Source organism: Rhizobium sp. ZPR4 (assembly GCF_040215725.1).
Classification (GTDB): Bacteria; Pseudomonadota; Alphaproteobacteria; order Rhizobiales; family Rhizobiaceae; genus Rhizobium; species Rhizobium rhizogenes_D.
The window spans coordinates 2,618,341-2,638,953 of sequence record NZ_CP157967.1 but is presented as its reverse complement, the minus strand read 5'-3'; the positions used below and the strand labels follow the sequence as shown (position 1 = coordinate 2,638,953).

The window sequence follows — 20,613 nt, the reverse complement described above, 5'->3', positions numbered from 1 at the left end:
GAGTTGATGGCAATCGATCTTGTTTGCCGTCAATTTCGGTCGCATATTGGTTGTATCGGCGAGCTCGCAACACTCGCCTTCAATCAGCGCATTTTGATGCGCGATACAAAGGCCATACCCGTGGGCTCTGATAGGAAAAGCCTTGAAGTCGATTCCAAATCATGGACCGGAATTGGGACTCAGTCAGAAAGCTCACAAGCTTCCGTGCGAAGTGAATATTTCAATATAGATTATATATGCCGCTTTGCCTTATGGTGGAGTTTAGCACAGGTGGTTTTTCGCATAATAGAGAAGATCGCATCTGGGCAATTTTCTCTGAGCCTTAAGTATATAAGGGCGGACTTTGGATTCTATATATTTTATATTTCATTCGCAGCGATTGCGTTTGTTATTCTGTCTTTGAGAAAAATGTCTCGCAATTCAGAAAAGCACTAAGCCTCTTCCGGCCGATCCTTCGGATCGAATTGCGATATGGTCGTCCATGTCGCAGTCAGTGCCGGTTTGCGCTCGTTTTCGATCTCGACGGTCACATCATAGGTGAGCATCAGCATGTTGGCGCCGCGCAGTCGCGTTTCGGCGAGGGCGAAACGCCCGCGCACCCGCGCGCCGCACTTGACCGGCGACATAAAGCGGATCTTCTCGAAGCCATAGTTGATGCCCATGGTCTGCTCGCGGATTTTCGGCAGGCCGCTGTAGTTCATTGCCGAGAGTAGCGAGAGCGTGAGGAAGCCGTGGGCAATCGTGCCGCCATAGGGCGTTTCCGTCCTGGCGCGCTCGGGGTCGACGTGGATGAACTGATGATCGAGTGTCGAATCGGCAAAGGTGTCGATCATCGTCTGGTCAACGATGATCCAGTCGGAAACGCCGATCTCCGTTCCCGCAAGTTTCATGATCTCAACAAGCGAAATTTCGCTGGGCATCCCATCCTCGTCAGTCTGTGTCGTCAGAATCCTTTCTGGCGAATCGAGACTGAAAGTGCAACCGCGATCAGTTTTCAAGAAGGAAGGCGACGGAGCGGGCGGCTACGGTGATCTGCTCTCCGGCCGGTGTTTCGCCTGCCGTCGTCAGCTCAGACCAGTCGCCGCTCTCCGAGGTCGGCAATGTGATGGAGCGTTCGTCCGCGGCGCGATTGAACACCATTGCGAGCCGCGTCGATCGGCCTGTTGCGCGATCCTGCGTTCGCAGCGCCATGCCAAGCACGTCCGCCCTTGGCGCTTCCCAATCCGGCACGGTCATCGGCGTTCCCGCGCCCGAGAACCAGAGCACGTCGCCGTCGCCGCGGAAGAAGTCCATAGTGTCAAAGGCGGCGAAGCGGCGGCGCAGGCCGGCAAGCCAGGCCGTGTGGCCGATCAGCTCCTCGTCCAGCGCCGTCCAGTCCATCCAGGTGATGGCATTGTCCTGGCAATAGGCGTTGTTGTTGCCCTGCTGGCTGCGCCCGCCTTCGTCGCCTGCCGTCAGCATGATCGTGCCGCGCGTGGCAAAGAGCGTCGACAGCATGGCTTCTATGTCGTTGCGGCGCTTGTCTCGGATGACCAGATCGTCCGTTCTGCCTTCGACGCCGTTGTTCCAGGAGAAGTTCTCGTTGTGACCGTCGCGATTGTTCTCGCCATTGGCCTCGTTGTGCTTGTTCTCGTAGGAAACGAGGTCCATCAGCGTGAAGCCATCGTGAGCGGCAAGGAAGTTGACGCTGCGCGTCTGCGAGCGGCCGCTGCGGCCGAAGATGGAGGAGGAGCCGGCAAGTACGGTTGCAAGGTCGCCGACGCCGGCGTCACCTCGCCAGAAGCGGCGCAGGTCGTCGCGGGCGCGGTCGTTCCATTCGAGGAACGGCGCGGGAAAATTCCCGAGCTGATAGCCGCCGGGACCGATGTCCCAGGGCTCAGCGATCATGATCCGATCCCTGAGTACGTCATCCGCCAGCATGGTGCGCAGCGTCATGCTGTCTGGATCGAAACCCTTGCCATTGCGGCCGATCACGGTCGCGAGATCGAAGCGGAAACCGTCGATGCCGGCATTGCGGACGAAATGGTTGAGGCTGTCGACGATGAGCTTGCGTACAGCCGGCTGATCGCAGGCGACGGTGTTGCCGGTGCCGGTATCGTTGACCAGCGTGCCGGGCTGATCCGGCAAGCTGCGGAAATAGGTGGGATTGTCGAGGCCGCGCAGGGACAGCGTCGGGCCTTGGCGATCGCTTTCGCCGGTATGGTTGAAGACAAGATCGAGGATGACGGCGATGCCCTCGGCGTGGAGGGCGGCGACGGTCTCGCGCAGTTCCTTCATGCCGCCGGGCGCGAGACGCGGGTCGAGCGCCATGAAGGCGACAGGATTGTAGCCCCAGCCGTTGGTGAGGCCGAGTGGCGGCAGATGCCGTTCGTCGATCCATGCGGTGATCGGCATGAGCTCGACGGCGTTCACCTGCAGGCGCTTGAGATGCGCGATGATCGAGGGATGGGCGAGGGCACCGAGCGTGCCCCGTTTCTCAGCCGGCACATCCGGATGCAGTATGGTGAAGGGCTTTATGGCGACTTCGTAGATCAGGCCGCCAGGTTGAAACAGAGGCTTGGCCGGTTTGACGACGACATCGCACGAGACGATCGCCTTCGGCATGAGGTCCTGCGTGTCTTCGCCGAAGACTCGGAGGCGTTGGTCATATCGGAACGGCCTGTCGATTTCGACCGCATAGGGATCGACAAGCAACTTGGACGGATCGAACCACAGGCCCTCGTCAGGATCATAGGTACCATGGGCGCGCAGGCCATAGCGCATGCCCTGCTTGGCGTTCTTGACGAAAAGACGGTGCTCGTCGCCGTCGCGCGTCATCGGCAGGCGCAGGACTTCCTTTTTTCCCTCCGCGTCGAACACGCAGAGTTCGATCCGCTTGGCATTCCTGGACCAGACGGCAAATTCAACACCGGTATCGGTAAGGGTCGCGCCGAGGGAACGGGGTGTCGGTTCTGACATGTCTCGCGGGCTTTCTGGCTGGCTAGCTAAAGGTCGCCCCCTCTCCCCGCATGCGGGGAGAGGGCTAGGGTGAGGGGCGGTGCGTCCGGCAGATTGTGCAGTCGCGGTGAATTTCGAGAAGGCCCCTCATCCGACCAGTCGCTGCGTCACTTCGTTCAGCCGCTCCTGGCCACCTTCTCCCCGCATTTGCGGGGCGAAGGGGCTTAAAACCTAAAACTCAGGTGATGACCGTCGGTGCGTCGCGGCCGGTGCGGCCCTTGATATCGGCGATATCCTGAGCGGCCGTGATGAGATCGGCGAGCGCTTCCTGGGTCTCGATATTGTGGCGGGTCGGGTCAGCCTCGTAGCGCTCGATATAGACGCGCAGCGTCGCGCCGGTGGTGCCGGTGCCGGAGAGGCGGAAGACGACGCGGGAGCCGCCTTCGAACATGATGCGGATGCCCTGATGCTGGCTGACCGACTTGTCGACCGGATCGTGATAGGCGAAGTCGTCGGCGGCAGAAACGGTGAGGTCGCCGAATTTCGTGCCCGGCAGCGTCGGCAGCTTTTCGCGTAGCGCTGCAATCAGGCCGTTGGCAGCATCGGTATCAACGCCTTCATAATCGTGGCGGGAATAATAGTTGCGGCCATAGGCGGCCCAATGCTGCGTCACGATATCGATGACGCTCTCACCGCGCACGGCCAGAATGTTCAGCCAGAGCAGCACGGCCCAAAGGCCATCCTTTTCGCGAACATGGTTGGAGCCGGTGCCGGAGCTTTCTTCGCCGCAGATTGTCGCCATGCCGGCATCGAGCAGGTTGCCGAAGAATTTCCAGCCGGTCGGCGTTTCGTAGATGCCAACGCCACGCTTTTCGGCAACGCGGTCGGCGGCACCGCTGGTCGGCATCGAACGGGCGATGCCGGCGATGCCATGCGAGTAACCGGGGGCGAGGTTGGCGTTGGCCGCGAGGATCGCCAGGCTGTCGGACGGGGTAACATAGATGCCCCTGCCGATGATGAGGTTACGGTCGCCATCACCGTCCGATGCCGCGCCGAAATCAGGCGCATCCTCGCTCATCATGTCGTCGTAGAGCTCTTTGCAATAGACGAGGTTCGGGTCGGGATGATGACCGCCGAAATCCGGCAGCGGCAGGAAATTGCGGACCGATCCATCGGGGGCGCCGAGACGGATCTCGAAGATTTCCTTGGCGTAGGGGCCAGTGACGGCGCTCATCGCATCGAAGTTGAGGCGGAAGCCGAGACTGATCAGATTGCGGATCGCGCCGAAATCGAACAGCTCTTCCATGAGGGCCGCATAGTCTTCGACCGGATCGATGACCGAGACGATCATGCCACCCACATCCTCGCGAGCGATGCGGTCGAGGTTGATGTCGGGGAAGTCGGCAATTTTGTAGCTGTCGATCACCTTGGAGCGCTCGTAGATGGCGTCGGTGATCTTTTCAGGCGCGGGGCCGCCATTGCCGATGTTGTACTTGATGCCGAAATCTTCCGTCGGGCCACCGGGGTTGTGGCTGGCCGACAGGATGATGCCGCCGAAGGCCTTGTACTTGCGGATGATGTTGGAGGCTGCGGGCGTCGAGAGGATGCCGCCCTTGCCGACCATCACCTTGCCGAAGCCGTTCGCGGCGGCCATCTTGATGGCCTTCTGGATGACTTCGCGATTGTAGTAGCGGCCGTCACCGCCGATGACCAGGCACTTGCCCTGATAGCCTTCGAGCGAATCAAAAATCGACTGGATGAAGTTTTCCGCGTAGTTCGGCTGCTGGAATACGGGAACCTTCTTTCGCAGGCCCGAAGTACCTGGTTTCTGGTCCGCGAAGGGGGTGGTGGGTACGGTTTTAATCATCGGGTTAAGCGCCTCTCGAGACTAGACTGGAGTAGAGAGCGACATAGCGTTCTGCGCTCCTGCCCCAGGATACGTCGGATTTCATGCCCTGCTTTTGCATCTGCGTCCAGACCTTTCGATCCTGGAAAAGATGCATGGCACGGCGCACGGCCTGTAACAGCCCCTCCGCGGTGACGGGCGAAAATTGAATGCCGGTCGCGACTTTTGCCTGCAGCGCGGCATGGTTGGCGTCGATAATCGTATCGTTCAGCCCGCCCGTTCGTGCAACGATAGGCAGGCAGCCGTAACGTAAGCCATAAAGCTGCGTGAGGCCACAGGGTTCGAACCGCGAGGGAATGATAATAGCGTCACAGCCGGCCTGCATCAGATGCGACATGGGTTCGTTATAGCCGGCTGAAACGCCGACACGGCCGCGATGGCGGCCGGCTGCGGCAAACAGTGCGCCCTCCAGCGCCGGATCGCCAGCTCCCAGAATGGCGAGCTTGCCACCCATGTGGACGATCTCGCTGGCAACTTCAGCCAGGAGATCCATGCCCTTCTGCCAGGTAAGGCGGCTGACGACACAGAAGATCGGACCATCATCGTCGTCGAGGCCGAAATGCTCGATGACGCGCTGGCGGTTCAAAGAGCGATCCTTCAGCGTCGTTGCATTGTAGGTCTTGGCGATCATCGGATCGGTCGCGGGATTCCAGATGTCGTCGTCGATGCCGTTGACGATGCCGTAGAGATTGTAGGCCTTGCTGGCGATCACGCCTTCGAGACCCATGCCGAATTCCGGCGTCAGGATTTCCTCGGCATAGGATGGACTGACGGTGGTCAAGGCATGGGCCGTCTGCAACCCGCCCTTGAGGAAACCGACATCACCGTAATATTCGATGCCTTCCATGGAAAAGGCATGGGCCGGCAGGCGCAAGCCGGGAAAGATGCCGGCGCCGAACTGACCCTGGAATGCGATATTGTGGATGGTCAGCACGCTCGGGAGCTCCGGCGTCGGATAGTAGCGCATGTAGACCGGCACCATGGCCGACTGCCAGTCATGCGCATGCACGAGGTCTGGCCGCCAGCCGGGCAGGAGACCGGCGGCAATTTCCGCGCCGGCCAACGACAGCGCGGCGAAGCGACGCCAATTGTCAGGATAATCCTTGCCAGTCGCATCGACATAAGGGCCGCCCGTGCGGCTGTAATAAGCGGGGGCATCGAGCACCAGGAAAGAAATGCCTGCGTGCTCGACCTCCAGAACGGTTGCCGGCTCGCCGAGCAGATCCGGAAGCTCCAAACGGGCAACCGGATCGCGGATTGCCTTCATGACGGCGGGATAGCCCGGGATGAGGGTCTTGGTTTCGACACCATAGGGCTTCAGCGCGATAGGCAGGGCGCCGGCGACATCGGCCAGGCCCCCTGTCTTGATCAGGGGGAAGACTTCGGACGAAACCGATAGAACCTTCATAAGTTACAGATCCAGCTTGTCGATCATGGATTGGGTGATGAGGCAGATGCCGCTCTCGGTGCGGCGCCAGCGTTTGGCATCCAGTTCCGGATCTTCACCGACTACCAGGCCCTCGGGAATGGTGACGCCGTGGTCGATGACGACATTCTTCAGCTGTGCCCGACGGCCGATCTTGACGCTCGGCAGCACGACTGCGCCCTCCAGCTTGGAGTAGGAATTGGCGCGTACGCCGGTAAAGAGCAGGCTGTTGTAGAGGCTGGCGCCGGAAATGATGCAATCGCCGGCGACGACGGAGGAGACTGCCGAGCCGCGGCGATCCTCGTCGTCATGGACGAACTTGGCCGGCGGGCTGATTTCCGCATAGGTCCAGATCGGCCAGGACTTGTCGTAGATGTCGAGTTCCGGCACCACGGCGGTCAGGTCGATGTTGGCCTGCCAGTAGGCATCGATCGTGCCGACGTCGCGCCAATAGGCTTCGCGCTCGAAATCCGAGCGAACGCAGGATTGGGTGAAGCGATGGGCGACGGCCTTACCGTTCTTGACGATGTAGGGGATGATGTCCTTGCCGAAGTCGCGGCTGGAATTCGGATCGGCAGCGTCGCGCTTCAGGCATTCGATCAGGAACTTCGTGTGGAAGACGTAGATGCCCATCGAGGCGAGCGCGAAATCCGGGTTGCCGGGAATGCCGGGCGGATCGGCCGGCTTCTCGACGAAATCGATGATCTGGTCTTTTTCGTCGACATGCATGACGCCGAAGCCGACGGCTTCCATGCGCGGCACTTCAAGGCAGCCGATCGTCACCTGCGCGCCGGAATCGACGTGCTGCTGCAGCATCCACTCATAGTCCATCTTGTAGATGTGGTCGCCGGCGAGGATGACCATGTATTCCGGGCCATAGGGCTCGATGATGTCGATGTTCTGATAGACGGCATCGGCCGTGCCTTCGTACCATTGCGTTTCCGAGACGCGCTGCGAGGCTGGCAGGATATCGAAGCTTTCGTTTCGCTCCGGGCGGAAGAAGTTCCAGCCACGCTGCATATGGCGGATCAGTGAATGCGCCTTGTACTGCGTCGCGACGCCGATGCGGCGGATGCCGGAATTGAGGGCATTGGATAGCGCAAAATCGATGATCCGGGTCTTGCCGCCGAAATAGACGGCTGGCTTGGCACGGCGGTCGGTCAGTTCTTTCAGGCGGCTGCCGCGCCCCCCGGCAAGAACGTAGGCCATGGCATCGCGTGCCAGCGGCTGGAAACGTTTTTCTACCATTTTATTCCTCCCTGTCCGTAGTGATCTCAAAATTCCGGTTCGAGCATGATCGTCGCCAGTGGAGGCAGCGTTATGATCGCTTGTACGCCTCCGCCGGCATTAACGGCCTGTACACGCCCGCCGTTCCCCTTGCCGCTGCCGCCGTAGATATCGGCATCGGTGTTCAATATCTCGCGCCACCGCCCCTCAGCTGGCAGGCGCAAGGTGTAATTCTCACGATAGACTGGCGTGAAATTGGTGATGACGGCAACCGGCTTTTCGCCAGGCGCCTTACGCAGCCAGGCAAAGACCGAGTTTTCGAAATCGTCGACGACAAGCCATTCGAAGCCATCGCCCTCGCAGTCGCGGGCATGGAGAGCGGGCTTGCTGCGATAGGTGAAATTGAGATCGCGAACGAGGCGGCGCATGCCTTCATGCATTCGGTATTGCAGCAGGTTCCAGTCCAGCGCGCGCTCTTCGCTCCACTCGCTCCACTGGGCGAATTCCTGGCCCATGAAGAGCAGCTTCTTGCCGGGATAGCCCCACATGAAGGCATAGTAGGCACGCAGATTGGCGAATTTCTGCCAGTCGTCACCCGCCATCTTGGCGATCAGCGATCCCTTGCCGTGAACCACCTCGTCATGAGAGAGCGGCAGGACGAAGTTTTCCGAGAAGGCGTAGATCAGGCCGAAGGTCAGCTCGTTGTGGTGATATTTGCGGTGCACGGGCTCGCGGGCGAGGTAGCTCAGTGTGTCGTGCATGAAACCCATGTTCCATTTGAAGCCGAAGCCGAGGCCGCCTTCATGGACCGGCTGCGACACCTTCGGCCAGGAGGTCGATTCTTCGGCGATGGTCATGACGCCGGGATGCGCGCCGTAGATTCGCGTATTCATCGACTGCAGGAAACGCACGGCTTCGAGATTTTCGTTGCCGCCATATTCGTTCGGGATCCATTCGCCATGCTTGCGGGAATAGTCGAGGTAGAGCATGGAGGCGACGGCATCGACGCGCAAACCGTCCAGGTGGTATTTTTCTGCCCAGTAAAGCGCATTGTTCAGCAGATAAGCGAGGACTTCGGTGCGACCGAAATTGTAGATCGCCGTATTCCAGTCGGGATGAAAACCCTTGCGCGGGTCTTCGTGTTCGTAAAGGGCGGTGCCATCGAACCAGCGCAGGCCATGTTCGTCTGTCGGGAAATGCGCCGGTACCCAATCGAGGATAACGCCGATGCCGACCTTGTGGCAGCCGTTGACGAAGCGGGCAAAGCCTTCCGGCTCGCCGAAGCGGGCGGTCGGGGCATAAAGACCTGTGGTCTGATAGCCCCAGGACGGATCGTAGGGGTGTTCGGTGATCGGCAGGAATTCGATGTGGGTGAAGCCCATGTCGACGCAATAGGGGATGAGGCGCGAGGCAAGCTCGTCCCATGACAGCATCGAGCCATCGTCGCGGCGCTGCCAGGAGCCTGCATGAACCTCGTAGATGGAGATCGGCTGGCGGCGCTGGTCGACGCTTGCCCAATGTTCGCGGTGCGCGGAATCGTCCCAGACCTGAAGCAGTTCGTTGGCGGTGACCGAAGCCGTCTTCGGGCGGAGCTCGCTACGCCTTGCAAAGGGATCGGCCTTCAGCGGCAGCAGCACGCCATCCTGGCCACGGATCTCGAACTTATAGGCAACTCCTGCAGGCACATCCGGGGCGAATATCTCCCAGATGCCGCTGTCCGAGCGGAAGCGCATGACGTGCCGGCGGCCGTCCCAATTGTTGAAATCGCCGACGACCGAAACGCGCTGTGCATTCGGTGCCCAGACGGCGAAATGAAAGCCCTGGACGCCTTCATGTTTCAGCGGGTGGGCGCCCATCTTGTCGAACAGGCGCAGATGCGTACCCTGACGGGCGAAGTAATCGTCCATCGGCCCGAGAACCGGACCGAAGCTATAGGGATCGGTAACCGCCCATTCGGCATCGCCGCGCCGGGCGCGATAGCGGACCGGCTGCTGCTTGGCGAGCTTGACGTCGCCCGAAAAAAAGCCTGCCGGATCGAGGCATTCGAGCTCGCCGATGACGGAACCGTCGAGCGCCGTGGCGGTGACGGCTTCCGCGCCAAGGATGAAACAGCGGGCAACATAGCCTTCGTCTGTCTTGTGAACGCCGAGAACGGCGAACGGATCGGAATGGGTGCCTGCGAGAATTGCAGCAATATCCTCTGCCGAAATATCGCTCAAGCTCGTGCCGTCAGCGGGTTTTTTCGGCTTTTTCATCCGGCTCTCCAGATTTCCTTGGCATATTGACGGATCGTCCGGTCGGAGGAGAACCAGCCCATGCGGGCGGTATTGTTGATCGTCTTGGTGTACCACTCCGACGGATTGGCCCAGAGAATATCGACTTCGCGCTGTGCCGAGGCATAGGCATCGAAATCGGCGGCAACCATGAACCAGTCGTGGCTGTAGATGCCGTCGATCAGGCCGGCGTAGCGGTTGCGGTCGTCGGGAGAAAAGACGCCAGAGGCAATGGCCGAAAGCGCTTGAGCCAATTCGCGCGAACGCTCGATAATGGCGCGCGGATTGTGACCGTCGCTGCGCAGGTTAGCGACCTCATCGGCCCGCAATCCGAAAATGACGATATTGTCCTCGCCGACATTGTCGCGCATTTCAACATTGGCGCCATCGAGCGTGCCGATGGTCAGCGCGCCGTTGAGGCCGAATTTCATGTTGCCGGTGCCAGAGGCTTCCATGCCGGCGGTCGAAATCTGCTCCGAAAGATCGGCGGCCGGAACCATGACCTCCGCCAGCGAGACGTTGTAGTTCGGCACGAAGACGACCTTCAGCAAGCCGCGTACCGAGGGGTCGTTGTTGATGACGCGGGCGACGTCGTTGATCAATTTGATGATCAGCTTGGCGTTGTGATAGCTCGGCGCGGCCTTGCCGGCAAAGAGCTTGACGCGCGGCTGCCAGTCGAGCTCCGGATGCGAGCGGATCTGGTCGTAAAGTGCCACAGCCTCGATGACGTTCAGAAGCTGGCGCTTGTATTCGTGGATGCGCTTGATCTGGATGTCGAACATCGCATTCGGATCGAGCTTGATGCCCATGCGGCTGGCGACGAGATTGGAGAGCTGTACCTTGTTGGCACGCTTGACCGCGGCGAATTTCTCCTGGAAGGCGCTGTCACGGGCAAACTGATCCAGCGGCTTCAGCTGCTCGGCATCATCGAGGAAGGCGTCGCCGATGGTTTCGCGCACGAGGTTCGTCAGGCCGGGGTTGCACTGCATCAGCCAGCGCCGCGGCGTGATGCCGTTCGTCTTGTTGTTGATGCGGTCCGGATAGAGCTTGTGCAAGTCGGCAAAGACCGTGACCTTCATCAGATCGGTATGAAGTGCGGAAACGCCGTTGATCGAATGCGAGCCGACGAAGGCGAGATTGCCCATGCGCACGCGGCGATCGCCATTCTCGTCAATCAAAGAGATCGAACGGATTTCGGTATCGCTGAAATTGCGCAGCTTACGAGCTTCGACCAGAACCTTGGCGTTGATGGCGTAGATGATCTGCATGTGCCGCGGCAAAAGCCGCTCGAACAGCGGTACGGGCCAGCTTTCCAGTGCTTCCGGCAGCAGGGTGTGGTTGGTGTAGCCGAAGGTGTTTCTAGTGATATCCCAGGCCTTGTCGAAATCGAAGCCGTGAACATCGACCAGCAGGCGCATCATTTCCGTGACGGAGACGGCCGGATGCGTGTCGTTCAGCTGGATCGCGACCTTGTCGGCGAGATTGGTCAGATCGTCATATTGCTGCAGGTGGCGGCGCAGGATGTCCTGCAGCGAGGCCGATGAGAAGAAGAATTCCTGGCGCAGGCGCAGCTCCTGGCCGGCAGGCGTCGCATCGGCGGGATAGAGGACGCGCGTCAGGCTTTCGGCCTTGTTGCTTTCGCGCAGCGCGCCGATGTGGTCACCGGCGTTGAAAGCATCGAGCAGGATCGGGTCGATCGGCTGTGCGGACCAGAGACGCAGCGTGTTGACGCGCTGGCCACGCCAGCCGACGACGGGCGTGTCGAATGCGGTGGCGATGACGCGCTCTGCCGGCTTCCAGACGTAGCGCGGCTGATCGTCATGGCTGCTGATGGTCTCGACAGCACCGCCAAAACCGATTTCATAGGAGCTTTCCTGGCGTTCGAATTCCCAGGGGTTTCCGTGCGCCAGCCAGGTTTCGGGCAGTTCCACCTGCCAGCCATCGGCCATCTGCTGGCGAAACAGGCCGTGGACGTAGCGAATGCCATAGCCATAGGCCGGCACATCGACGGTTGCCATGGATTCCATGAAACAGGCGGCGAGACGGCCGAGGCCGCCGTTGCCCAGAGCGGCATCGGGCTCGAGACCGGCGATGACACGAATATCGACGCCCAGCGAGGCGAGAGCGTTAGTGATCTCCTCCATCAGGCCGAGATTGGAGATGGCGTCGCGCATCAGGCGACCGATCAGGAATTCGAGAGACAGATAGTAAACGCGCTTGGCACCCGTCTGATAGGTTTTTCGGGTCGATTCAATCCATTTGTCGATGACGCGGTCGCGGATGACAAGGATCGTTGCCGTTAGCCAGTCGTGTGGCTTGGCTACCTTCGCATCCTTGCCGATGCGGTATGTCAGGCGCTCGATGATTTCTTCGGCAAGGATTTCGGGGCGGGAACTGCGCGGGGCTGGAACGGGGAGATCGGCCTTCGTCAAGTTATTCATACTATCAACTCTCGCCATTTATGATTTATATTCAGCGTGTTACGCTCAATTAAATCGATTTGCCTTTCCGTTTCACTATCAGTTTACGCACTGATGTAAAGCAGTTGCAACAAGCGAGTTGGGCGGATGCGAAAAATGCCGCCAAAGGTTTCCCGTGAGTGGGAAAAGACTTGATTCCGATGATATTTCGGGCTCTTATTCGCGCATCGATCAAACGAAAAGCCGCGCGATACTCGCATCGCGCGGCTTTTTTCTTTGTAATCCATCTATGGTTGCCTGGCGCGCTTGCCAAGCAGGATCACTTCGTCAGGAGTGTCATCTGCTTGGATGTCTCTGTGGCAATCGTCTTGAAAGCCGCGACCAGATCCGACATCTGCTGCGCGGCAAAGTAGTTTGATGGACTCGTTGCGCAAGTCTGCAGCAGATTTTGTCCGCGCGCCGGAGCCATGAAGGCAACGGTGTAGATCTTGATACCAGCGGCCTTTGCGGAATTGCAGGTTGCCAGCGTCTTCTGATCCGAATTGGTGTCGTTGTTTTCTCCATCTGTCATCAGGATGATGTACTTCTGGAAAGTCTTGTTATTTTTCTTGGCCTGCGCGGCTGCTTCGGAAGCCGACATAAGGTTGTTGTAAGCCATTGTCATCGGTGCACTGGACTCGGTACCGCCCTCAGCATTCAATCCGCTGACGACGTTGGTGCGAGTCGATTTTGTTCCCCAATCGAGATTGCTGTAGCTGTCGACTTCGCTGCTCCAGGCAATGGCCGCAGTGCGAACATATTGCGACGCAGGATCGGCCGCATCCAACTGGTCCAGAAGACTACCGACCGCTGTTTTCAGTGCTGCAATCTTTTTGATGTAGCAAGGGCTCTTCGCCTTTGGATACTGATATAGATAATTCCCGTCAGTATAATATTGGATACAGCTTTTCTGAGTGGTGTCGACGACATCTGTGTTCAGCAACATCGAGCCCGACTTATCGAGCGCGATTTCCATCGACAGCGCATTCTTCTGGGTTTCGGAAGTCTTTCCGCTGATTGATGTGCTGGACGCAGAAATGTTCAGGGAGCTCTGCCCGGTCAGACGGGTCATGCTGTTCACAGGCATCGAATAGGATGAATTTACGACGACCGTGTACCCCGAATTCCCGGAGGAATCGGTCGTTTTTGTTACCGTCGTGTTGGTGCCTGCTTTCAGCGAATTCGTAGCATCCGTATCGCCGGCGAGATAATTTGACATCTGGCCGAGCACAAAGTTGTTGGCGAGATCCTTCGCGGTCGTTGTGGTCGCACTTCCGTCCGCAAGCGCTGTTGCAGTTGCGAGCGCGGCCGCATCCGTTGATTCCTGCAGCTGGCTGCGCGTTAGCGACATGTTCGTGACATCGACCGCAACACCGCCCGCCACGGCCAGCACGGGGACTGAAATCGCGGTCAGGATGCCAAAGTTTCCGGCTCTATCGCGTAGAAGTTGTTTTAATGTGCAAAGTAAATTGGAGCCGGCAATCATCATGTCCGCCTGTTGGAAAGAGTTAGATTCTCAAGAACGGCGGGACTATTGATTACAAATATTAGTTGAAGGTTTAAACGACCAGTTGATTTTTAGCGAATTGCCTAATCTGACGCGATTTCCTTCAGGCCTTTACTACCTTAAGTATATTCTATTTTAGTGGAATGACATCTACTGCCTGAACGGCTTTCTGATTGCCGTAGCTCTTCAGTACGCCGATAACGGGGGCAACGTCCGAATAGTCGCGACCATATGCAACGACGATGTGATCCGTTCCGGCCGGGATATTGTTCGTCGGGTCGAGCTCGATCCAGCCGGCCGTTTCGCCGCACCAGACGCGCACCCACGCATGCATGGCGTCGGCGCCCTCCAGTCGTTCCTTGCCCGGCGGCGGGATGGTGCGCAGGAAGCCGCTGACATAGCCGGCGGGGATACCGAGACTGCGGAGCGCGATGATCATCACATGCGAAAAATCCTGACAGACCCCGCGCTTGAGACGAAATGCCTCCTTGGGCGTGGTGTCGACTGTCGTCGCCTTGGGATCGTAGGTGAAATCCTTGTGGATCTGCGCGCAGACCGCATGCGCGATCTGCAGGGTCGTCAGATTGGTTGATTTCCACTGCCTGCTGTAATCCGCGATCTCGCTTGTTTCGGGCAGACGCGGGCTGCGGCCGAGGAAATGGTGAGGGGAGGAAGGATCGATCGACCAACAGTCATCGATCTCCTCAGGCAATTTGGCGAGCAGCGGGGAAAAGTCGGCCCCGACGGGCTGGCTTTCCACCTGAACGCGCGCCTGCATGCGGATGTCAAGTCTTTCATGCGGATCGCGCACCAGGATCGAGGTTGCCGGATGCTGGAAGAAATCCGTGAAGTTCGATTGCTCGTCCGGTCCTGGGGTTATCTTCACCGAGCCGGCAATCAACCTCTGCCTATTGGGCAGGGAGAGCGGCATGACGCGCAGGATATGCCGCGCGCCGCTTGCCGGCACGTCGTAGATATAGCCCATGTGAAGCGAGAGGTCGTAGAGCATCACGTCATCCGAGGTAGGTGCGCGCCAGCAGGTCGGAAAGCCGCTCGAGTTCGCGCGCCAGCTGCTGGTAGACCTCGACCGTCATTGTCTCGGGCGTCATGACAGCCAGCCCGGAATGCAGCCGCATGGCCTCGCGGTAGAAGGGCGACATCTGGCCGTTGACGAAGGCGTTCGGCAATTGCTCCACCTCGCGGTGGATCTCGTTCATCTGGAAGAGGATCGAGCGCGGGTTCAAGGGGTCGAGTGCCAGCAGGTCGGTCACCGTCAGGCGGGCGGTATTGACGTTGTAGCGGCGGCGATGGGTCATGACGCTGTCGCCGATTTCCAGCAGCATATCGAGCGCGCCGTCGGGCGCATCGGGACCGGACATATGGCCGAGCAATCGCGTCATGTGCAGGCCGCGTTCGATATAGCGGCCGAGCGACAGGAAGCGCCAGCCGGTGAAGCGGTACATGTTTTCATGTACGAGACCGGCAAAGCCGGCGAGCTTGCGCAACAGGATCGTCATGGCATGGCTGGCGTCGTCGCCGTGCTTCACGCCTTCCTTGAAGCGGCGTGCCGTCTTGGCGAGGTCGTTCAGCGCCAGCCAGCCGTCTGGGGAGAAGCGGTCGCGGATATTGCTGGCGGAATAGACGGCGCTCTCGATGTTGCGCAGCAGGTTTTCCGGCACTGCCTGTTTGGTATCGATGTCGATGGCGGCGAGATAGGCGCTGACATCGGCAAGCAGGGGCTGGTTCGGATCGGCCGCTTCGGCGAAGCGCCCATGCCAGGCGCGCAGGATGCGCAAAGCGCCTTCTGCACGCTCGATATAGCGGCCAAGCCAGAAGAGGTTGTCGGCTGCCCGGCTCGGCAGGCTGCCCGGCATGTTGCGGGTGAAGGTCTCTTCGGCCGGCAGCAGCGTATGGGCCTCGACCGGCTTGTCCGACACGATCCAGACATCGGCGGCCGAGCCGCCCGCCTGCATTGCAATCGCCGCGACATCGTCGCCGCTGCCGATGCGGGCGAAGCCGCCAGGCATGATCTGCCAGCCGTTTTCCGTGCGGGCGGCAAAGACGCGCAGGCTCATCGGCCGCGGCGTCAGCTTGCCGTTGACCCAGGCCGGCGTGGTCGAAAGCGTCACCACCTCCTGGCCCACCAGCTTCTGGCCCTCGGTCGCCAGCCAGTCCGCGATCGAATCGCGGGCGGTGCTGCGCAAGGTCGAGCCCAGCACGGACTGGCCGTTATCATCGAAGAATGGCATGCGGGAATAGGCCGGGCCGATGACCATCTTTTCTATATTGGCGGCGACATGCTCGCGCTCGCTCTTCTGGCCGCACCACCACGTCGCGATTGACGGCAGCTTCAGTTCCTCGCCGCGCAGGTGCCGACAGATGGTCGGCATGAAGGAAAGCAGGGCGCGCGTTTCGAGAATGCCCGAGCCGAGCGCATTGACGATCGTTACCGTCTGCGCCCGCAGCGCCTCGACCAGGCCCGGCGTGCCGATATGGGATTGCTGATCGAGCTCCAGCGGATCGGCATAGGCCGCATCGAGGCGGCGCCAGAGCACGCTGATCGGCCGCAAGCCCGCAACGGTGCGCACCATCAGCTGATCGTTGACGACGGTGATGTCCTCGCCTTCGAGCAGCATGAAGCCGAGATAGCGGGCGATATAGGCGTGCTCGTAATAGGTTTCGTTGGCGGGGCCGGGCGTCAGGACGGCGACGCGGCCTTCGCCGCTGCGCTTGCCGCCGAGCAGCGCATCGCGGAAAGCACCGAAGAAGGAGGCGAGGCGATGAACCTTGGTTTCGGCGTAGATATCCGAGAAGGCGCGGGTGGTGGCGACGCGGGTTTCCAATGCGAAGCCGGCTCCTGACGGTGCCTGCGCGCGATCGGCCAGCACCCACCAGTTGCCATCCGGACCGCGGCCGACTTCGAAGGCCAGGAAATGCAGATAGTGGCCGCTCGCCGGCTTGATGCCGACGAGTGGGCGCAGGAACTCCGGATTGGCGGCGATCAAGGCCGGCGGCAGCAGCCCTTCGCTCACCAGCCGGCTGTCGCCATAGATGTCGGCAATGATGGATTCCAACAGATCGGCGCGCTGCTGCAGGCCTTCGGAAAGAGCCTGCCATTCGCGTTCGTCGATGAGCACCGGGATATGCGAGATCGGCCAGCCGCGCTCGCTGACGCCCGTCGTTCCATAGGCCCGATAGAAGACGCCGGCATCGCGCAGATAGCGGTCGGCGCGGGCGAAGCGCTCGGTCAGCTCTTCTTCTGACATGCGCGACAGCGCCGATAGCAGATTTTGCCAAACGGGACGGACGGCGCCTCTATTGTCGACCATTTCATCGGCGACGCCACGCAGGGGACGATAGGCAAAGGCCGGCTCCTTGCCGATGCCGGTCTTTACCTCGTCCCGCCGTTCCGTCGCCGGTTTTCTAGCCATTCACAGTTCCGTCTCAAATTCCCGCCGGCCGTCTGAGGTCGAGTGTCAGCGGGAATTCCACCGACGCAGTCTCCGGTCTTACGGCGTAGCCACCTGCTGTATGCCCCCAAGGCTCGAAACGCGCAAGACGTCGCGCTTCCGCCTCGTTGCCGTTGACGGGGAAAGTGTCGTAGTTCCGGCCGCCCGGATGGGCAACATGGTAGATGCAGCCGCCGATCGAGCGCTGCGACCAGGTGTCGTAGATGTCGAAGGTCAGCGGCGTGTCGATGGGCAGAACCGGGTGCAGACCCGAGGCCGGGTGCCATGCCTTGTAGCGCACGCCGGCGACCGAAACGCCCGCCATCCCCGTCGGCGTCAGCGGCATGGGGCGGCCATTGCAGGTCACGGTATAGCGGGAAGGATTTGATGTCTCCAACCGAACCTGCAGGCGTTCGACTGACGAATCGACGTAGCGGACGGTGCCTCCGATAGCACCTTCCTCACCCATGACATGCCACGGCTCCAGCGCCTGGCGCAGTTCCAGCTTGCTCCCCTCATATTCGACTTCGCCACAGAAAGGGAAGCGGAACTCGAGCTGTGCCTGGAACCATTCCGGCCGCAGGTCGAAGCCGTTTTCGCGGAGATCGGCGAGAACGTCGAGGAAATCCTGCCAGATGTAATGCGGCAGCATGAAGCGATCATGCAGCGTCGTGCCCCAGCGCACGAAGCGGCCGTCGATGGGGTTGCGCCAGAAGCGGGCGATCAGCGCACGCACCAGCAATTGCTGGGCAAGGCTCATGCGAGCATTCGGCGGCATTTCGAAGCCGCGGAATTCGACGAGGCCGAGGCGTCCCGTCGGTCCATCCGGCGAGAACAGCTTGTCGATGCAGATTTCCGAGCGGTGGGTGTTGCCTGTGACATCGGTCAGAAGATTGCGGAAGAGCCGGTCCACCAGCCATGGAAGCGGTTGCAGCCCACGGCCGGGTGTCGGCACCTGGGCCAGTGCGATTTCCAGCTCATAGAGGCTGTCGTGACGGGCCTCGTCGATGCGCGGCGCCTGGCTGGTCGGCCCGATAAACATGCCGGAGAACAGGTAGGAGAGCGAGGGGTGGCGCTGCCAGTGCAGCACCAGGCTCTTCAACAGGTCGGGACGGCGCAGGAACGGGCTGTCCATCGTGTTGCGGCCGCCGACGACGACATGGTTGCCGCCGCCGGTGCCGGTGTGGCGGCCGTCGATCATGAACTTGTCGGTGCCAAGCCGGCTTTCGCGCGCCTCGTCATAAATCGCCGTGGTGATATCGACGGCTTCCTTCCAGCTCGATGCCGGATGGATGTTGACCTCGATGACGCCTGGGTCGGGAGCGACGCGGATCACATTGATGCGCTCATCCTGCGGTGGCGGATAGCCTTCGATATGCACAGGTAGGTTCAGGGCTGCCGCCGCACGCTCGGCGGAGGCGACGAGATCGAGGTAATCCTCGACGCTGACCGTCGGCGGCATGAAGATGCAGAGGCGACCGTCGCGCGGTTCGACGCTGATTGCCGTGCGCACATAGCCGCCGATCTCATCGAGGGATTGCGGCGCGATCGGCTGCTGGCCGGTGAAAGGCTGGAAATGGGCAGCCTGCAACGGCCGGCCCTTGTCCTCATCGTAGTCCGGCAGCGCTTCGCGCGGGATCGTCGGGTCCATCGGATTGATGTAGGGATATTGCGATGCGGGTATCCAGTCGAGCGAATTCAACGGCAGGCGATAGCCGACCGGGCTGTCGCCCGGCGTCAGGAAGACGCGGCCGCGGCGCGTGTGCCATTTCTCGCTCGTCCAGCGGCGGCCGCTGGCGCGCGCATTCCATGTCTGCACCGGCAGGATATAGCCCGTCGGCCGCGTCAGGCCGCGCTCGAAGACGCGGGCCATGCGCGAGCGTTCCTCCGGGTCCTTCAGCTTCGAGTTGGAGGGGTCGACATTGTCGGGAAGGTTCGCTTCCTTGACCAGCCATTCGGCCGGATCTTCGAAGGCCGGGGTTACATAATCCGGTTCGATGTCGAGCTCGCCGGCGATGGCCGTCAGCAGGCGGCCGGCATCATCTTCCGTGACGCTGTAATTGCGGCCCTCATTGGCGATCAGATCCGGGTTCGACCAGATCGGCAGGCCGTCGCGGCGCCAGTAGAGCGAGAAGGTCCAGCGCGGCAGGCTTTCGCCCGGATACCACTTGCCCTGGCCGTAATGCAGGAAACCGTTCGGCGCGAAGCGCTCACGCAGGCGGCGGATCAGCGTATCGGCCTTCTCGCGCTTGGTCGGGCCGACAGCGGCCGTGTTCCATTCGTCGGACTGGAAGTCGTCGATCGAAACGAAAGTCGGCTCGCCACCCATGGTCAGGCGCACGTCGTCTTCTTTCAGGATCGCGTCGACCTTTTCGCCGAGCGCATTCAAGGCATCCCAGCTTTCGTCGGAGAAGGGTTTGGTGATGCGCGGATGCTCGGCGACGCGGGCGACCTTCATGTCGAAATCGAATTCGGTCTTTGCCTCGCCGAAGTAGCCGCCGGAGATCGGTGCGGCGTTGCGATAGTGCGGCGTCGCGGCAAGCGGAATATGGCTCTCGCCGGTGAGCAGGCCGGAGGTCGGATCGAGGCCGACCCAGCCGGCGCCGGGAAGATAGACTTCCGCCCAGGCATGCAGATCGGTGAAATCGACTTCGGTGCCAGAGGGGCCGTCAAGCGCCTTCAGGTCGGGCGTGAGCTGGATAAGGTAACCGGAGACGAAACGGGCGGCGAGGCCGAGATGGCGCAGTATCTGAACGAGCAGCCAGCTCGTGTCACGGCAGGAGCCCTTGGCTTTTTCCAGAGTCTCTTCGGGCGTCTGCACGCCGGCTTCCATGCGGATGACGTAGCCGATCTCCTGCTGCAAGCGAGCATTGAGGCCGACGATCATGTCGACGGTCTTTTGTTCGGAGCGGTCGAGCGTTGCGAGGAAGGCTTTGAGCCTGGGGCCGGGCTCCTCCGGCTTCATATAGATCGATAGATCCTCGCGGATCGTCTCGGGATAATCGAAGGGCCATTTGGTGGCTTCCTCTTCGACGAAGAAGTCGAAGGGGTTGTAGACCGTCATATCGGCGACGAGATCGACCTCGATCTTCAGTTCGGTCACCGGATCGGGAAAGACGAAGCGGGCGAGATAATTGCCGTAAGGATCCTGCTGAAGGTTCACGAAGTGATTTGACGGCGTGACCTTCAGTGCGTGGCTCAGCACGCGGGTCTTGGAATGCGAGGCGGGTTTCAGGCGGATGATCTGGGGGCCGAGGCGGACCGGATTGTCGTAGATATAATGGGTGAGATGATAGATGCTCGCCTTGATCGCCATATGTCTCTTCGCCTAGTCCGCATCGTTGTGCGGTGATTACTGTTCCCACAGGCAGTGTGTGCAATGCAGCGAAAGAAAGCAAGGTGTTCCCCTGCGCTTCAAAAAGTCCTGCC

The 20,613-nt window shown here is 60.5% G+C and carries 12 protein-coding genes; 1 reads left to right on the top strand and 11 read right to left on the bottom strand.

Annotated features, from left to right (window positions below; all coding sequences use genetic code 11):
* The first annotated feature begins 6 nt into the window (after positions 1 to 6).
* Entirely contained in the window at positions 7 to 435 is a 429-nt protein-coding gene (locus ABOK31_RS12935) for a hypothetical protein (RefSeq protein ID WP_349956293.1), read from the top strand.
* Here ABOK31_RS12935 and ABOK31_RS12930 read toward each other — a convergent pair.
* From ABOK31_RS12930 to ABOK31_RS12880, 11 genes are all read right to left on the bottom strand, one after another.
* The gene (locus ABOK31_RS12930) at positions 432 to 920 is read right to left on the bottom strand and encodes a MaoC family dehydratase (RefSeq protein WP_349956292.1); all 489 of its coding nucleotides are present in this window, start codon (positions 918 to 920) and stop codon (positions 432 to 434) included. The genes ABOK31_RS12935 and ABOK31_RS12930 overlap by 4 nt on opposite strands.
* Before the next feature lie 67 nt (positions 921 to 987).
* On the bottom strand, positions 988 to 2,958 hold the full coding sequence (glgX, locus tag ABOK31_RS12925; RefSeq protein ID WP_349956291.1) for a glycogen debranching protein GlgX: 1,971 nt from the start codon (positions 2,956 to 2,958) through the stop codon (positions 988 to 990).
* A 217-nt stretch (positions 2,959 to 3,175) separates the two neighbouring features.
* Positions 3,176 to 4,804: an alpha-D-glucose phosphate-specific phosphoglucomutase gene (locus ABOK31_RS12920; protein ID WP_174176894.1), complete on the bottom strand. Its 1,629-nt coding sequence runs from the start codon at positions 4,802 to 4,804 to the stop codon at positions 3,176 to 3,178.
* Between the two features lie 4 nt (positions 4,805 to 4,808).
* Positions 4,809 to 6,251, bottom strand: a complete 1,443-nt coding sequence (gene glgA / locus ABOK31_RS12915) for a glycogen synthase GlgA (RefSeq protein WP_349956290.1) — start codon at positions 6,249 to 6,251, stop codon at positions 4,809 to 4,811.
* Between the two features lie 3 nt (positions 6,252 to 6,254).
* On the bottom strand, positions 6,255 to 7,517 hold the full coding sequence (gene glgC / locus ABOK31_RS12910; protein ID WP_174176892.1) for a glucose-1-phosphate adenylyltransferase: 1,263 nt from the start codon (positions 7,515 to 7,517) through the stop codon (positions 6,255 to 6,257).
* A 26-nt stretch (positions 7,518 to 7,543) separates the two neighbouring features.
* Complete coding sequence (glgB, locus tag ABOK31_RS12905) at positions 7,544 to 9,751, bottom strand: 1,4-alpha-glucan branching protein GlgB (RefSeq protein WP_349956289.1); 2,208 nt, start codon at positions 9,749 to 9,751, stop codon at positions 7,544 to 7,546.
* Positions 9,748 to 12,210 carry a glycogen/starch/alpha-glucan phosphorylase gene (locus tag ABOK31_RS12900; protein WP_174176890.1) on the bottom strand — a complete coding sequence of 821 codons (2,463 nt, stop codon included), beginning with the start codon at positions 12,208 to 12,210 and terminating at the stop codon, positions 9,748 to 9,750. Before ABOK31_RS12900 ends, glgB begins: the two co-directional genes overlap by 4 nt.
* A 298-nt stretch (positions 12,211 to 12,508) precedes the next feature.
* Entirely contained in the window at positions 12,509 to 13,717 is a 1,209-nt protein-coding gene (locus ABOK31_RS12895; RefSeq protein WP_349956288.1) for a TadE/TadG family type IV pilus assembly protein, read from the bottom strand.
* A gap of 148 nt (positions 13,718 to 13,865) precedes the next feature.
* A complete protein-coding gene (locus ABOK31_RS12890; protein ID WP_349956287.1) occupies positions 13,866 to 14,744 on the bottom strand; it encodes a transglutaminase family protein in 879 nt (292 codons plus the stop codon).
* 4 nt (positions 14,745 to 14,748) lie between these two features.
* Entirely contained in the window at positions 14,749 to 17,166 is a 2,418-nt protein-coding gene (locus ABOK31_RS12885; RefSeq protein WP_174176888.1) for a circularly permuted type 2 ATP-grasp protein, read from the bottom strand.
* A 13-nt stretch (positions 17,167 to 17,179) separates the two neighbouring features.
* Complete coding sequence (locus ABOK31_RS12880) at positions 17,180 to 20,500, bottom strand: transglutaminase family protein (protein ID WP_349956286.1); 3,321 nt, start codon at positions 20,498 to 20,500, stop codon at positions 17,180 to 17,182.
* Between the last annotated feature and the right edge of the window lie 113 nt (positions 20,501 to 20,613).